Source organism: Heyndrickxia sp. NPDC080065, from assembly GCF_050281185.1.
GTDB lineage: Bacteria > Bacillota > Bacilli > Bacillales > Bacillaceae_C > Heyndrickxia.
Map to the genome: position 1 here is coordinate 13,378 of NZ_JBNNWS010000026.1, position 15,286 is coordinate 28,663.

The following is a 15,286-nucleotide window of genomic DNA, read 5'->3' on the forward strand; positions in this document are numbered from 1 at the left end:
CATCATGACGTTATTAGAGTTAATAGACGGAGAGACTGGTTATATCGTAGACGTTTCGAATTTAGATGAAACAGTCAAGCATCGATTACTTCATATCGGGGTTTTTGAAGGTTGTCCGGTTAAATTAAAGCATCGTATGCCATTTGGTGGACCTTGTATGCTAGAATGCCAGGGGCAATTAGTTGGTATTCGTCGTTGTGATGCCGCACAGATAAAGGTAGAAGATGAACAATGCAAACAGCTTTAGTAGGTAATCCCAATACAGGGAAAACATCATTATTCAATCATTTAACAGGTTCATATGAATATGTAGGAAATTGGAGCGGTGTAACCGTCGAAAAAAAGGTAGGGAAATTAAAAGGGGTACACGGTGATCTCATTGATTTACCTGGGATATATTCTCTATTTCCATTATCTAAAGATGAATCGGTAGTGACTCAATTTTTCTTAAATGAAACTTTCACAAATATCATTAATATTGTTGATGCTTCACAATTAGAAAGAAATTTGCAGCTAACGATTCAAATTCTCGAGTTTGGCAAACCCGTAATTATTGGATTAAATATGGTGGACGTAGCTAAGCGAAGAGGTTTTGAAATTGATGAACAAGTACTCGCCAAAAAGCTTGGAACACCTGTTGTTCCAATCACTGCACGTAATGGAAAAGGGTGTAATGATCTTACTGGGCTATTGAAAACTGTAGATAACTCTTCATCCAAGATTCCATATGTTTATTATGGAAAAGCGGTTGAAAAAGGAATCATGAAAATTATTCGATTGTTAGAGGAAGAAAATATTGATCTTCCTTCTCGATGGCTGGCCCTTCAGCTTTTGGAAGGTAATCCAGATGCCCATGCTTATTTCAAAAATGAAAAGTTGACAAATATAATAAGTGAAATTGAGCAGGAAGTAAAAGAAACAACATCCTACTCCACGATTACAAGGTTAATCTTTGATTCAAGAAAACAATGGATTGATCAAGTTATTGAAGAAAGTATTCGTAAAAATCATCAACCAAAACAAAATTGGACAGAAAAAATTGATAAAATCGTTACGAATCGTTGGTTAGGTATTCCTATATTTTTAGCATTTATGTTTCTTATGTTTGAGATCACCTTCGATTGGTTAGGAACGCCTTTATCAGATGGATTAGATGCATTTTTTTCAGGTCCGTTAAGCGATTGGATCCAAACAGGATTGCAGGCCGTCCATGCTAGCTCCTTTATTCAAGATCTCGTATTGGATGGGATTGTTGCAGGTGTTGGCGGTGTTTTAGTATTTGTACCGCAAATATTTATTTTATTCTTATTTATTTCCTTTTTAGAAGACTCTGGTTATATGGCTAGAGCTGCACTAGTGATGGATAGAATGATGGAAAGAGTTGGATTAAACGGAAAAGCCTTTATTCCTATGATTATTGGCTTTGGCTGTAATGTCCCTGGAGTCATGGCGGCAAGAACGATTGAACAACCAAAGGAACGATTGTTAACAATATTATTAACGCCACTTATGTCTTGTTCTGCACGTCTATCAATCTATGCTTTATTTGTTGGCGCATTTTTTGAAAAGTATCAAGCACTTATTGTGTTTTCATTATATGTATTAGGCGTGGTTGTTGCTCTAGTTTTAGCATTAATTTTTTCTAAAACACTTCTGAAAAACGAATCATCCGTATTCGTTATTGAGCTCCCGCCATATCGGATTCCACAGGCTCGCACATTGTGGCGCAGTACATGGGATAAAGGAAAAGGCTTCGTTAAGAAAGCTGGAACCTTTATTTTTGGAGGTTCTGTTGTCATATGGTTATTATCCTATATAGGTCCAGGTGGAATGGGAGTAGACATGGACGATAGCTTTTTGGCGATGATTGGAAAGGCAATAGCTACTTTAACAGCTCCTCTCGGTTTTGATATGTGGCAAGCAGGTGCGGCATTAATACCAGGATTTTTGGCGAAAGAGGTAGTCGTATCTACGATGAATATCATTTACCATACGCCAAATGATGCTTCGTTGCAAGGAATATTGACGGATTCCTTTACGCCATTAGCTGCCTATAGCTATTTAGTTTTCGTACTTCTATATATCCCATGTGTAGCGACAGTTGCAGCCATTCGAAATGAAGCAGGATCATGGAAATGGACTTTATTTGGAATCGTCTATTCACTTGTCATTGCATATGTATTATCATTTATCATTTATCAAGGTGGAAGGTTAATTTTTGGATTGTAAAAATTATTACTAAAATAGTTAAAGAGGAGTGATTTTTCATGACTGCAAGTATAATTATTGGTGCATTAATATTTGGATATGCCACCTTTACCCTCTTTAAATTTTTTAAAAAAAGCAAACAGGGTGCTTGTGCACATTGTTCCTTAAAGAATAATTGTCAATCAAGCTGTAATACAGTATTAAAAAAGTAACTTACTATTATTCAAGTTCTAATAATTGAAGATATAAAAAAAGGGAAGTAAAGTATTCATCATGAGTACTTTACTTCCCTTTTCCTATTCTTTATTTTCATTCTCAAATCTAATCAAGGCGTTTTTCGCGCGATCCCTTAATAAAACCAGATCTGCTTCAACTTTCAAAATCTTTTTCTTTTTTTGATCAATTAGTTTTAGTTGTTCCTCTACGGTGTAAAAAACTTTCTCAAGCTTCTCCTTTTGTAGACTCGTTCCTTTAACTTTACGATAATCTATTTTTTGAAGCTCTAATATATCGCTGAGTCTGATAAATTCATGCAGCTCTTGTAGGGAAAATCCCATAACCTCTTTTGCATTGGTTATTTTTTTTAAGAATTCCACGTGATTCTGTGTATATAATCTAGTGCCTCCCTCACTACGTGGAGGGGAAGGTAGAATTCCAATTTGTTCATAATAGCGAATTGTACGTTTAGTTAGTCCGCTCTGTTTCGCTACATCATCAATTTTAAGTTCATCCATGACTACTCTCCTAATAAAGTTTTTTGAAGAAGGAGCTAAATCTATTATACAACATCTTCTTTTATATCTGTAAAACTTGAAACAGTTTCAATTAATTTTAACTTATATTCATCAAAAAATAACGTTGACGTCAACGTTAGATAGTTATATACTTTATAAGTAAATTAAATGAAATCCGAATGTATGAAAATAAGTAATGGTTAAACGAACGTGATTATTCCATTGCTTTTTTCATTTTTTATTTCCTTTAACCTGAGGAAACTTTGGATTGAAAACAATACTAAAGGGGTTTTGAATGTATGACTGAAGAAGCACTAAAAACTTATAGTCAGCCGGAAAAGCAGCCACTTGTCATTTGGGTAATCTTTTTTGCGACGATTATTTCTTTTATGGGATTAGGTCTTGTTGATCCAATTTTACCTGCGATTGCAGAAAAATTACATGCAACCCCAAGTCAGGTATCATTATTATTCTCAAGCTATAATCTGATTACAGGTGTGGCGATGTTGATAACCGGCGTAGTGTCCAGCCGTATCGGTGTTAAATGGACATTGTTAACAGGCATTATTTTTATTATTATTTTTTCAGCTTTAGCAGGTTCATCCAATGGGATTTGGGGTGTAGTTAGTTTTCGTGGCGGATGGGGTCTTGGTAACTCCTTATTTATTGCTACAGCATTATCTGCGATCGTTGGTTTATCAGTAGGTGGTACAGCGAAAGCGATTATTTTATATGAAGCGGCGATTGGACTAGGGATTTCTGTTGGTCCATTGCTTGGGGGAGAATTAGGTTCGATTTCATGGCGTGGCCCTTTTTATGGTGTAAGTGTGCTGATGATTATAGCATTTTTGGCACTATTAATTAAAATGCCTAAAGTGGCAAAGCCTAAGACGAAAAGTTCTGTATTAGATCCGATTAAAGCACTGAAGTTTCCAGGGCTATTCAGGCTTGGTCTAACAGCTTTTCTTTATAATATCGGATTTTTTACATTAATGGCATACGCACCATTTGTTATGGGATTGGATGAACATGGCTTAGGCTATGTGTTCCTCGGATGGGGGCTTTGTCTTGCGATTACATCTGTCTTTGTTGCTCCAAAGATACAAGCAAGATTTGGAACCATTAAATCTATGTGTGCAATGCTGATTCTTTTTGCATTAACACTATTAGCTATGGGAATCTGGACGGATTCAAGTACTGTTGTTATTATTTGTGTAATTATTGCTGGATTATTTTTAGGGACCAATAATACATTAATCACGACTGCAGTTATGCAGGTTGCCCCTGTTGAGCGAGCTACAGCATCTGCGGCGTATAGCTTTGTTCGTTTCATTGGCGGGGCAATAGGTCCATGGCTAGCAAATAAACTTGCTGAAAGCTTTACTCCACACATACCTTTTATTTCTGGAGCAATATTCGTTCTTTTAGCTATGCTGGTCGTTGCTTTTGGACGGAAACATCTTGCTCATGTTGATAGAGCTACACACTAATTAGAAACATAATGACTGAGTAAAGCAGGGATTTATTAAAGATGGCTTATCAGGCATAGTTAGTCCCGCTATTTCCCAGTCATTATTGTAAAATGAAAATTTTTAAAATAGAAGACTTGTCCTACTACTGGACAAGTCTTTTTTGTCGAAGTTATGTGATTTTTTTTTATAAAATCACTAAAATCTTTCATGTTTTAATAAATCGACGAAGTTTTGAGCGGTCTTAGATAAGTAATGGTTTTTCAGCCAAATTAATCCCACTGATGAAGACAAAGTGGTGCTAGAAATTTTGTAGGTGTGTATAGGATATCCTTTATGACGCTTAAGTATAGTTTCAGGAACTATGGATGCACCAAAATCAGATGAGATTAAATCCATCAAAAGAGTAATGTCAGAACACTCACCAACAATGTTGGGATGTAATTGGTATCGAGAAAATGCTTCATTAATTAAATAATGCACACCCAATCCTTCCGTACTAGGTAAAATGAGTGGATAGTTATGAATTTCAGCAAGTGTGACTTCATTGTCGGACAGTTTCTGTTTTTTTGATGTAATAAAGTAAAATGGTTCTGTATGTAGATGAAGGACTGAAAGATTATCCAATTCGAGTGGCAAGCGGATAATCGCAAGTTCTACTACCCGATCTCTCACTAATTTACAAAGATGTGAGGATTCATTTTGTTGAATTTTATAAGTAACCTTAGGGTATTGTTTTTGAAATTTATGAAGTAATTCGGGTAATTCAACAACCGAAAACGTATTGATGCCTATCGTCAGTCTTCCGTTAACCCCATTTCCAACTTCCTTGACTTCCATTTTGGCCTCTTCCATTAACTGTGTCATACGTAAGGCATATTTATATAAAGCTTTTCCTGCTTCTGTTACTTCGAAATATTTTCCACTTCTCTCTACTAATTTTGAGCCTAATTCTTCTTCCATTGTTTTTAAATGTTGGCTTAACGGAGGTTGGGAGATATGTAGTCTTTCAGCAGCAGCGGAAATTTTTCTTTCCTCTACAATCGCAATAAAATATCGTAGCTGTCTAATGTCCATCGTTAAAACTCTCCTTTTATTATATGAAAAACTTAAGTAAAACTTATTTTTTTTATATTTTTCATATAGTAATCCCTATGTTAGCATATTTGTATAGACGGGAAAAGGAGATGTGGAAGAAGTGATAGATACAGCATACTGGCTAACGAATGTCAGTTTAGAAACAGGGTATTATTATGAAAATGGTAAAGTTACAGGAACAAAAACAGAACATTTTCATGTAAAGATTGAAGATGGAAAAATAAATGAAATGGTTGTAGCAGATAAACCTTTAGAAACCAGTTTACCTATACGGGATACGAATAATTATCTGATGCTTCCATCATTTAGAGATATGCACATTCATATTGATAAAACATATTATGGAGGTCCTTGGAAAGCGCCAACAATTCCAACTAAAGGGCTAATAACAAGGTTAGAAGAAGAGGAGGAATTACTTCCACGCTTACTGCCAGTTGCCGAAGAAAGAGCGAAAAAATTACTAGACTTGCTCTTATCTTCAGGTTCGACCCACATTCGTACGCATTGTAATGTTGACCCTGTAATCGGGTTGAAAAACCTAGAAGCAATTTTACGAGCTATAGAAGCTTATAAAGAAAAAGCTTGTGTCGAAATTGTCGCTTTCCCACAACACGGTTTATTGCGTAGTCATTCTGTTTCGCTTGTTAGAGAGGCATTGCGCAGTGGAGCTTCATTAGTAGGTGGTGTCGACCCTGCATCAATAGACGAAAATATTGAGAAATCATTGCAAACGGTGATGGAACTGGCTGTAGAAGCAGATGCAAATATAGACCTTCATATACATGACCCAGGTCATCTTGGTATTTTTACGTTTAAGCGTTTGGCCTCTTTAACGGAGGAAGCTGGATGGCAAGGAAGAGTGACGATAAGCCATGCGTTGGCATTTGCTGATATCTCACCTAAAGAGGCGAGTGAAGTCGCAGAGTTACTTGCTCATCAAGGGATTTCGATTACATCATCTGTGCCTATTGGCAGGACGATACCGCTTCCACTCTTGCATGAAAAAGGAGTAGAAGTATCCCTAGGTGATGATAGTATTACAGATCATTGGTCTCCATTTGGAAAAGGAGATAGTTTGGAAAAAGCAGGGACGTTAGCGGAACGTTTTAGTTTAAGTGATGAACGTTCATTGGGACAAACCTTAGGATTTATTACAGGAGGCATAACTCCATTAAATAAAAATGGTGAACGTGTTTGGCCGAATATTGGTGACGATGCCGATCTTGTTCTTGTTGATGCAAGCTGCTCCGCTGAAGCTATTGCAAGAAGAGCAGAAAGAAAGGCTGTTATATTTAAAGGAAATGTCGTTTTTGGATCACTTTAATTAATGAATGAGAAAGGGTAGATACTAATGAGTTCTAATTTTTGGTTAACGAATGCACGTTTAGAGACTGGATACCAAGTCGATAACGGCGTCATCACGGGTACAAAGACTGAATGTTTCCATTTATTGATTAAGGATGGGAAGATTGCAAAGATAATATCGTCAACTGAAATCATTACAGATGATTTACCGAAAAAAGATGTGAAACAATTGTTGGTTCTTCCTTCTTTTGTTGAAAAACATTGTCATTTGGATAAAACATTACTTGGTGATAGATGGCGTGCAGTAACACCTGTTAATAGTATTTTTGAAAGATTAGAAATAGAGAAGGAAGTTCTGCCAAACTTAGAAACAACTACACAAGAACGTGCAGAAAAGTTACTTGATATATATTTAAAATCAGGGGTTACTCATGTCCGTACACATGTTGACCTATATCCTGAGGTAGGATTAAAGAATTTAGAAGAAGTACAGAAAGTATTGCAAACGTTTGAAGGAAAGTTGTCTTATGAAATTGTTGCATTCCCCCAACACGGTTTATTGCGTACGAAGGCAAAAGATTTAGTAAGAGAAGCCCTTCGCCAAGGAGTAAGCTTTGTTGGTGGTGTCGACCCTGCCACCGTGGATGGAGATATTGAAGCCTCTTTACAAGAAATGGTTGAACTTGCTGTTGAAGGAAATGCGGGAATAGACTTGCATTTGCATGACCCGGATCATCTAGGAATTTTCACAATGAAAAGATTGGCAAAGTTAACAAAAGAAGCAGGTCTACAAGGGAAGGTTGCTATTAGCCATGCATTTGGACTTGGAGATATCTCTGAAGTACAAGCAGAAGCTATGGCTGAAGTATTAGCTGATGCAGGTATCACCATTATTACGAGTGCTCCTCTTGGGAGAAAGTTTCCTCCTGTTGGTTTATTACACAGAAAAGGCGTTTCGGTTGCCGTCGGATGTGATAATATTTTTGATGTTTGGTCACCATTTGGAAATGGAGATATATTGGAACGGGCCGGCCGTTTAGCAGAAGTTTCAGGATGGAGAGATGAAAGGTCATTAGCTCAAACGCTACACTTTATTACTGATGGCAAAACACCGCTTAATTCTGAAGGAAAACCAGTATGGCCGCAAATGGGAGACGAAGCAACTATCGTATTAGTTGAAGCATCATGTTCCGCTGAAGCTATTGCAAGAAGGTCAAAACGAGTAGCTACGATGTTCAAAGGAGATATCGTCTCGGGTTCGCTTTAAAGTGGTTTAAATAATTTTTAAATGTAATTATTCACACAACGTCCATTGAAAAATGATACATTAATAGGTATTCTAGATTTTGTAATTGTTACTATTTGTTTTAATTTTATGTGTAAGTTCGGTGGGGTAAGATGAAAAAGATTTTGCTATTTTTGTTGATCATATTGGGTGTTTTCCTTTCTGCCTGTAGTAATGATAAGAATGAATCTAAAGAATTCAAAATGCTTGAAGTTAAATTTCTCGTTCCAAAAACAGCTAAGATTAAAGAATTAGTAGAGCTAAAAGCAATCGTTACATACGGTGATGAAAAAGTAAAAGATGCTAATGAAGTATCGTTTGAGTATTGGGAAAAAGGGAATAGAAACAAAAGTACGATGGTTGAAGCAAAGAATAATAAAGATGGTACATATACAGCAAATGTATCATTTGACCATGCTGGTGCCTATGAAATGTATGCACATACAACGGCGAGAGATTTGCATATGATGCCGAAAAAGTCGATAGAGATTAGAAAAGCGGAAGCGCCTTGATTATCGGCGTACGGATTTTGTAGTCTTCGACTTAGATAAAGGAAACACGACGAGGGAGACGAGTCGATGTTGACTTATCGTAGGGAGAAGACGGAGAAATCCGTACGCCGATAGGCGCTGGAGCTAGACACAGCAGACACTTTTCATGTCTAATATCCTTAGTAAATTTTATACTTTCTTACCTTTTGAAAAAGTAGATGATTTTACTGATTCTATTTATCTTTGATGGTGAAAGAGACTCTAGATTCTAGCAAATTAAATTTCTATGTAAAGCTTTTGTGTAATTAAGGAGGGGATAATTATTTATAATATAGTCAATGCAAAAAAACAAAATAAACAAATGCCTCGAATAATTACCTTTGCTGCATTATGTATTGGATTTTTTATATTTTTTTTGCAGGCACCACCTGTTGAAGCGCATTCCACTTTACTAGAGACAACTCCAGCAGAAAAGATTGTTACAGAAGAATCACCTCCCACTCTAAAACTTCGCTTTAATGAGCCAATAGAGCAGGATTTAGCTATTGTTACTATATATGATTGGAATGCTAAACCGGTCTTCACAGGGAAACCGGATGGAGATGGGGCAAAGAGAACATCGCTTCTTGAATTTTCGCTTCCAAAGCTGAAGCAAGGAACTTATACAGTTCAATGGAGTGTTGTCTCCTTGGACGGTCACCCAGTGAGTGGTGCGTATCATTTTGCTGTCAGTAAGGCAACAAAAGGCGGAGTCAAATCAGTTACAGGAGCAGGTGAAAATAAAGGGCCACTTATTGCCTCACGTACTATTGCTGAAGGATTGCTCTTATTAGGTGCTGGTCTATTCTGGTTTAGTTGGTTAGCTGAGAAGAAACATTTTCCTAGTCTCGGTTCGCTATTTAAGAGAGGTAGAGGAATTGGAGCATTTGTTCTTGTACTAGCGACGATTGCTGAACTAATAACATATGCAGCTGCACTTCCATCAGGATTGATACAAACAATTTTTAATGGAAGATGGGATTTATTACTTCAGTTTCCTTTTATACTTATGGTGTTAGCACAATTGTTTTTCCTAATTATGCTTTTCATTCCAGGGATGATGCGAGGCTGGTACTTGTTCATGTGGTTGGCGCTTGTTATTGTTCCAGCCTTTGGTGGGCATGTTTGGGGGCTAGAAAATCCGATTATTGCTCTAATTCCTCGAATCATTCATCAACTGTCAATCGCTTTATGGCTTGGGGCGCTTTGTTATGTTATTCTGCTCGTTATTTGGCAGAAGAAACAAGAAGAAGGTGTTTCATGGAAGGAATTTAGACCATTTTTTGTAAATAAGATGATGGTTGCTTCAGGATTGGTTGTCATATCCGGTATTATCATGGTCTTTCTGCAGTCCGGTTGGATTGCGGTTGTTACCGATTGGTCAGGATGGAGTACATTGTTACTCATTAAAATTATTTTCACTATTCTCATGCTAAGTCTGGCGTTATTCCAAACATTAAAATGGAAAAGACAGCAGAATTTCACCACTATAAAGATCATCCGGGTCGAATGGATTGCAGGATTGGTTGTTATTTTAATGGGTGTGTGGATGAGTCAGACTGCTTATCCAATCGCCTCCAAATCATACAATAGTACATTGACTGATGGTCAGGCAAAAGCGGAAGTCAATATTAGTAAATTGCAGGTGGGAGAACAAAGAATGATCGTGCAAATTCCAGATGTAGATGGTAAACTACCTGAAGAAGTAACCGTCAATCTTACTATGCCGGATCATGGAATGAAATATAGTGCATCTAGTGCAGGAACAAAGGATTCTAGTGAATATCAAGTGAATTTACCGTTCTCTATGATCGGAACCTGGCGTATTGAAATTATTGCTAAATATCCAGGTGGCAAGCAGAAGGAATGGACAGATGACATATTTGTTGCTGGAGGCGGAAACGGTTGATTTAGTTCTTTATATTTATTAATTTTATAATTTTGGAGGTTTAGTTAAATGATGAAAAAGACAAAATGGATTATTCCATTTTTGGCAGGAATATTCCTGTTCATAATAGCTCCTATAGCTGAAGCACATGTAACAGTGCGTCCGGACGTAAGTTCGACAAATGCATATGAAAAATATACAGTTCGAGTACCTGTTGAGAAGAATGCCCATACAACAAAAGTGAAATTGGAGGTTCCAGAAGGAATCAATCTTGTCTCTGTTTTACCTATTACCAATTGGGATTACCAAATTGAAAAAGATAAAAATGATGTGATTACTTCAGTAACTTGGATCGCGAAGGATAAAGGAATTGGACCAAATGAATTTATGGAGTTTTCTTTTATTGGGGCAAATCCGAGTAAACCTGGGGAATTCAGTTGGAAAGCTTTACAGACCTATGATGATGGTTCTGTTGTAGAGTGGGTTGGCCCTCCTAGTGCAGAGGAACCGGCTTCTGTGACGAAGGTTGTAAAAGGGGATACAGCTGCACCTCATGGTCATAACGAAACATCCAAAACTGACACAACAAAAGAAGAATCTAATGATAGTAGTACTGCTACTAGTTCAACTAGCTGGCTGCCAATTTCACTAGCAGCAGTAGCAATTTTATTAGCATTAATCAGCTTGTTTCGTAAAAGAGGCTAAGAAATCGCACTCTGATTAAAATGAATGATTGGTCCTAGAGTAAATACTCTAGGACCGTTTTTATTATTCTCATCATTTATTATTAACTTTTTTCACAGTCATAATGGGTAGATCAAATAAAGGATCCCAAATAACATATTCTTTCTTTATAATTTTTCTAACTCGTACCAATAATGGCAAAGTGTAAGCAACCCTTTATCAAAATTTTCTAGATGAAAATGTTCATTCGGTGCATGGAAATTCTCGGTCGGTAACCCAAATCCCATTAAAACAATAGGGGCTTTAAGGGTTTGATCTAAGTTTGAAATAATAGGTAAGGAGCCGCCCATTCGTGTATAGGATACAGGGACATTGTAAACCGCTTCATATGCCCTAGCCGCAGCTTTTATGACAGGATGATCAATAGGTGTTACATAGGGAGCACCTTTATCAAAAACTGAAATATTAACCTCTACACCTTTAGGAATATTTTTTTCTATATGACGTTTAAGAAGTTCGACAATTTCCTCGGGATCTTGGTCTGGCACAAGACGACATGTGATTTTAGCATGCGCTTCTGATGGAATAACTGTTTTTAAGCCTTCTCCTTGGAAACCTCCATAGATACCATTTACTTCTAGTGTTGGTCTTACGGTAATTCTTTCAAAATAAGTATACCCTTGTTCACCATATAAATGATTGACACCTAATTCTTGACGAACTTTTTCTTCATCTATTCCTAATTTAATAAATGCTTCTCTTTCTTCATCTTTTAAAGGGATAACTTGATCATAGAATCCTTCAACAGTAATTTCACCACTTTCATTGTGAAAAGAGTTGACGATTTCAACTAGTGCATGAATGGAATTTTGTACACCACCACCATATAATCCGGAGTGAAGATCACTGCTTGCTCCTTTAACATCTATTTGAATACCGCATAGCCCTCTAACTCCGTAGCATATCGTTGGTTTTCCTTGATCAATCATTGTCGTATCAGAAATAACAATAACATCCGCAGCTAATAAATCCTTCTTTTCTTCAACAAAAGCTTCTAGGTTTGGACTTCCTATTTCCTCTTCACCTTCAATGCAAAATTTGAAATTCAGTGGAAGTGTACTAGTGGTTTGAAGGAGTGCCTCTAATGCTTTTATGTGCATAAAGGTTTGCCCTTTGTCATCACTAGAACCACGTGCGTAAATTTTTCCATCCCGGATGGATGGTTCAAACGGAGGGGATTCCCATAATTCGATTGGATCTACAGGTTGTACATCATAGTGTCCATAAATTAAAACAGTTGGCTTTCCTTCCGCTTTCAGCCAATCCGCATAGACAACAGGATGTCCTTTCGTAGGGAAGATTTCTACATTTTCCATTCCAATATTTTTTAAAGCATCTGCTAACCAATTGGCAGCTGCTTGCGTATCTTCCTTATGCTCAGAGAGAGCACTAATACTGGGTATTGAAAGTAAGTTTGCTAACTCTTTTAAGTGCTGATCTCTATTTTCCTTTAAGTACTGTTCAAAAGTTTTTGCCATGTTCATTCCTCCATAGAAGTTTAAAATACTCTAAGATTTCTTGATTATTTAATCAGATTCCTTCTTTATCTTGAAAAAATATTTGAATTATTCAAAGGAAGCAGATTTATATCCTTATTCCTATCAAAAATGAAATTTTTTTAATGGAAAGATTAACTTATTTTCAAGTTGTATTTATAGTTACTTAATAGCTGATAGATAAGATATTTTTGTAAAAGATTAAAAAAAAAAATAGGAGGAAGATTAATGAAAAGAAATTGAAAAGATAATATTAAAATTTTTTAAGAACTACTTGATTCGTTGGTAGGACTTAGTATCTTCAAAAATTGTGATACTATATTAATTATTGGTTTTGGCATATTCTAATAGCAGATTTTTTTATAAGCTTTAATATACATTAGAATAGATTTTTTAAAGGAGTGGCAGGTTTGGGAATTTTAGTCATTGAAGATGAAGAAGGGTTATCAGAATTTATCGAACTGGAATTAAAGCATGAAGGCTATGAGGTTTCGACAGCCTATGATGGTAGAGAAGGTCTTAAACTTGCCCTTGAAGAAAATTGGGATGTCATTCTATTGGATTTAATGCTTCCAAGCTTAAATGGGATAGAGGTATGTAGAAGATTAAAAAGTGTAAAGGATACACCTATTATTATGATAACCGCAAGAGATAGTGTGATGGATAAAGTATTAGGATTAGATAGTGGAGCAGACGACTATCTGTCAAAGCCTTTTGCAATCGAGGAATTATTAGCAAGAATTAGAGTCATTTTGAGACGAGAAGAACGACGTAATGATCCGCAAACATTAAATATATTTTTTAAAGACTTAGTATTGAATATTGAGTCTAGAATGTTGCAAAAAGAAGATCAGTTAATAGAGCTTACAAAAAAAGAATTTGATTTACTGTATATGTTTATGAAAAATATTAATCGAGTGATGACAAGGGAATTATTACTAGAACATATATGGGGATATGATACTGAGATTGAAACGAATGTCGTTGATGTATATGTCCGTCATTTAAGAAATAAAATTGATCCAATGAATAAAGAAAAGTATATACAGACGATGAGAGGTATGGGATACGTGATGAGAGAGTGAAGACAACAGAAAGATTTAGTTTCAACCCTAGAAAAATAAATATTAAATGGAAATTAACCATTTCTGCGGCTGTATTAATACTTACCTTTTTTTTATCTTATAATTTACTTCAATATTTCATTATCCAGAATTGGGGGGTAAACCAAGAAAAACAAAGGATACAAAAAAATATGGATGAAGTTTTTGCCTATATTAAAGAGACAAATCCCCAGAAAAACATCGCTCAAAATGAGAGTTATTTAGACACACTGAATGAAAAATATCAAATGATACGTATCGTTCAAAAAAATAATAAGCCTTTATTTACAATTTCAGACGAGGTACCTCAAAGCTTAGTTCCACCAAAGCATGTCAATAAAGAAGATCTGAGTGAGGGTACACCTGAGGGAGAACGTTTACTCATTTATCGGAAACCAATTAATGTTAATGGATTTAATGGAACGATAGAGATTGTCCGTAATATGGAAAACTTCGATAGTTTAATCCATTTATTTTTCATTACTATGATCATTGCAGGAATTGGCTCCATTGTCATTAGTTTATTTGCAGGACGTTTAATTTCATTTATATTATTGAAGCCTATAAAAGCGATAATATTAACGATGAAAAAAATTAAGGAGCATGGATTAACCGAAAGGGTGCCGATCCCACCGAATCATGATGAAATGACAGAGTTAGGAATTATGTTTAATGACTTAATGAATAGTTTAGAGAAGTCATTCCATCAACAACAACAATTTGTTGCAGATGCTTCACATGAATTAAAGACCCCTTTATCAGTCATACATGGCCATTTATCGCTTATTAATCGGTGGGGAAAGGAAGACCCAAAAGTCCTTGAAAGATCGCTCCAATTAAGCCTTAATGAAACAAACCGTTTAATACGTCTTGTCTCAGAACTTTTGGAATTATCAAAAGCAGAGAGAAACGGACAAGAGAAAATGATCGTCGAAGAGATTAAGTTAGGGCCAGTATTACATGATATTATTGAAAATTTTAAGATCTTTAGAAATGATTTTACTATTAATCTTTCTTCGATGGTAGATGAAACGACAACTGTTCGAATTTCCAAAAGGCATTTAGAGGAAATTCTAATTATTTTGCTTGATAATTCAATGAAATATTCGAAAGAGAAAAAGCTTATAGAGATTCATGTTTCCAAAATGAATGAAAACTTAGATATTGCAGTAAAAGATTACGGAGTCGGAATTCCTGAAGAGGACCTTCCATTTGTTCTAAACCGTTTTTATCGTGTAGACAAGGCTAGGAGCAGGAAGTTTGGTGGAAACGGTTTAGGTCTTTCCATAGCAAAGAGGTTAGTTGAAATGTATAAAGGTAATATTTATTTAGAAAGCGTATATGGAAAATGGACAGAAGTTACAGTAGTACTGCCTCTTAATCCCAAATATTGATCAACGGAAAATAATCGGAGTTCATATCTAGA

Annotated in this window: 14 protein-coding genes; 11 read left to right on the forward strand and 3 right to left on the reverse strand. The window is 36.0% G+C overall.

Annotation, left to right across the window (positions count from 1 at the left end; genetic code table 11):
* Nucleotides 1–4: 4 nt before the first annotated feature.
* From ACQKP0_RS22970 to ACQKP0_RS22980, 3 genes are read left to right on the forward strand one after another with little or no spacing between them, the layout of a single operon-like run.
* The gene (locus ACQKP0_RS22970; protein ID WP_427408147.1) at nt 5–247 is read left to right on the forward strand and encodes a FeoA family protein; all 243 of its coding nucleotides are present in this window, start codon (nt 5–7) and stop codon (nt 245–247) included.
* The gene (gene feoB, locus ACQKP0_RS22975; protein WP_427408148.1) at nt 232–2,229 is read left to right on the forward strand and encodes a ferrous iron transport protein B; all 1,998 of its coding nucleotides are present in this window, start codon (nt 232–234) and stop codon (nt 2,227–2,229) included. Before ACQKP0_RS22970 ends, feoB begins: the two co-directional genes overlap by 16 nt.
* Before the next feature lie 38 nt (nt 2,230–2,267).
* Nucleotides 2,268–2,420, forward strand: coding sequence for a FeoB-associated Cys-rich membrane protein (locus tag ACQKP0_RS22980; protein ID WP_427408149.1), 153 nt, complete (start codon nt 2,268–2,270; stop codon nt 2,418–2,420).
* Between the two features lie 84 nt (nt 2,421–2,504).
* On the opposite strand, the gene ACQKP0_RS22985 is transcribed toward ACQKP0_RS22980, so the two are convergent.
* On the reverse strand, nt 2,505–2,942 hold the full coding sequence (locus ACQKP0_RS22985) for a MerR family transcriptional regulator (RefSeq protein ID WP_427408150.1): 438 nt from the start codon (nt 2,940–2,942) through the stop codon (nt 2,505–2,507).
* Between the two features lie 299 nt (nt 2,943–3,241).
* Between ACQKP0_RS22985 and ACQKP0_RS22990 the strand changes: the two genes are divergently transcribed.
* Nucleotides 3,242–4,432 (forward strand): MFS transporter, encoded by a 1,191-nt coding sequence (locus tag ACQKP0_RS22990; RefSeq protein ID WP_427408151.1) that lies wholly within the window; start codon nt 3,242–3,244, stop codon nt 4,430–4,432.
* Nucleotides 4,433–4,609: 177 nt separating this feature from the next.
* On the opposite strand, the gene ACQKP0_RS22995 is transcribed toward ACQKP0_RS22990, so the two are convergent.
* Entirely contained in the window at nt 4,610–5,488 is an 879-nt protein-coding gene (locus tag ACQKP0_RS22995; RefSeq protein WP_427408152.1) for a LysR family transcriptional regulator, read from the reverse strand.
* Nucleotides 5,489–5,612: 124 nt separating this feature from the next.
* Between ACQKP0_RS22995 and ACQKP0_RS23000 the strand changes: the two genes are divergently transcribed.
* From ACQKP0_RS23000 to ACQKP0_RS23020, 5 genes are all read left to right on the forward strand, one after another.
* Entirely contained in the window at nt 5,613–6,833 is a 1,221-nt protein-coding gene (locus ACQKP0_RS23000; RefSeq protein ID WP_427408181.1) for an amidohydrolase, read from the forward strand.
* Nucleotides 6,834–6,860: 27 nt separating this feature from the next.
* The gene (locus ACQKP0_RS23005) at nt 6,861–8,081 is read left to right on the forward strand and encodes an amidohydrolase (protein WP_427408153.1); all 1,221 of its coding nucleotides are present in this window, start codon (nt 6,861–6,863) and stop codon (nt 8,079–8,081) included.
* Nucleotides 8,082–8,212: 131 nt separating this feature from the next.
* Nucleotides 8,213–8,611 carry a FixH family protein gene (locus ACQKP0_RS23010; protein WP_427408154.1) on the forward strand — a complete coding sequence of 133 codons (399 nt, stop codon included), beginning with the start codon at nt 8,213–8,215 and terminating at the stop codon, nt 8,609–8,611.
* Nucleotides 8,612–8,951: 340 nt separating this feature from the next.
* Nucleotides 8,952–10,538, forward strand: a complete 1,587-nt coding sequence (locus ACQKP0_RS23015) for a copper resistance protein CopC (RefSeq protein WP_427408155.1) — start codon at nt 8,952–8,954, stop codon at nt 10,536–10,538.
* A gap of 48 nt (nt 10,539–10,586) precedes the next feature.
* Complete coding sequence (locus ACQKP0_RS23020; protein ID WP_427408156.1) at nt 10,587–11,222, forward strand: YcnI family protein; 636 nt, start codon at nt 10,587–10,589, stop codon at nt 11,220–11,222.
* Nucleotides 11,223–11,368: 146 nt separating this feature from the next.
* Here ACQKP0_RS23020 and ACQKP0_RS23025 read toward each other — a convergent pair whose 3' ends face one another.
* Entirely contained in the window at nt 11,369–12,745 is a 1,377-nt protein-coding gene (locus tag ACQKP0_RS23025; protein ID WP_427408157.1) for a dipeptidase, read from the reverse strand.
* Nucleotides 12,746–13,167: 422 nt separating this feature from the next.
* Between ACQKP0_RS23025 and ACQKP0_RS23030 the strand changes: the two genes are divergently transcribed.
* On the forward strand, nt 13,168–13,842 hold the full coding sequence (locus ACQKP0_RS23030) for a response regulator transcription factor (protein ID WP_427408158.1): 675 nt from the start codon (nt 13,168–13,170) through the stop codon (nt 13,840–13,842).
* The gene (locus tag ACQKP0_RS23035) at nt 13,839–15,254 is read left to right on the forward strand and encodes a HAMP domain-containing sensor histidine kinase (RefSeq protein WP_427408159.1); all 1,416 of its coding nucleotides are present in this window, start codon (nt 13,839–13,841) and stop codon (nt 15,252–15,254) included. The genes ACQKP0_RS23030 and ACQKP0_RS23035 overlap by 4 nt, the downstream gene beginning before the upstream one ends.
* Nucleotides 15,255–15,286: the final 32 nt, after the last annotated feature.

What these genes read in the sequence shown, in the direction of transcription:
- ACQKP0_RS22995 (WP_427408152.1), bottom strand. Translation starts at nt 5,488, where the DNA reads ATGGACATTAGACAGCTACGATATTTTATTGCGATTGTAGAGGAAAGA.
- ACQKP0_RS23010 (WP_427408154.1), top strand. Translation starts at nt 8,213, where the DNA reads ATGAAAAAGATTTTGCTATTTTTGTTGATCATATTGGGTGTTTTCCTT.
- ACQKP0_RS23020 (WP_427408156.1), top strand. Translation starts at nt 10,587, where the DNA reads ATGATGAAAAAGACAAAATGGATTATTCCATTTTTGGCAGGAATATTC.
- ACQKP0_RS22990 (WP_427408151.1), top strand. Translation starts at nt 3,242, where the DNA reads ATGACTGAAGAAGCACTAAAAACTTATAGTCAGCCGGAAAAGCAGCCA.
- ACQKP0_RS22980 (WP_427408149.1), top strand. Translation starts at nt 2,268, where the DNA reads ATGACTGCAAGTATAATTATTGGTGCATTAATATTTGGATATGCCACC.
- ACQKP0_RS23005 (WP_427408153.1), top strand. Translation starts at nt 6,861, where the DNA reads ATGAGTTCTAATTTTTGGTTAACGAATGCACGTTTAGAGACTGGATAC.
- ACQKP0_RS22970 (WP_427408147.1), top strand. Translation starts at nt 5, where the DNA reads ATGACGTTATTAGAGTTAATAGACGGAGAGACTGGTTATATCGTAGAC.
- ACQKP0_RS22985 (WP_427408150.1), bottom strand. Translation starts at nt 2,942, where the DNA reads ATGGATGAACTTAAAATTGATGATGTAGCGAAACAGAGCGGACTAACT.
- ACQKP0_RS23015 (WP_427408155.1), top strand. Translation starts at nt 8,952, where the DNA reads ATGCCTCGAATAATTACCTTTGCTGCATTATGTATTGGATTTTTTATA.
- feoB (WP_427408148.1), top strand. Translation starts at nt 232, where the DNA reads ATGCAAACAGCTTTAGTAGGTAATCCCAATACAGGGAAAACATCATTA.
- ACQKP0_RS23025 (WP_427408157.1), bottom strand. Translation starts at nt 12,745, where the DNA reads ATGAACATGGCAAAAACTTTTGAACAGTACTTAAAGGAAAATAGAGAT.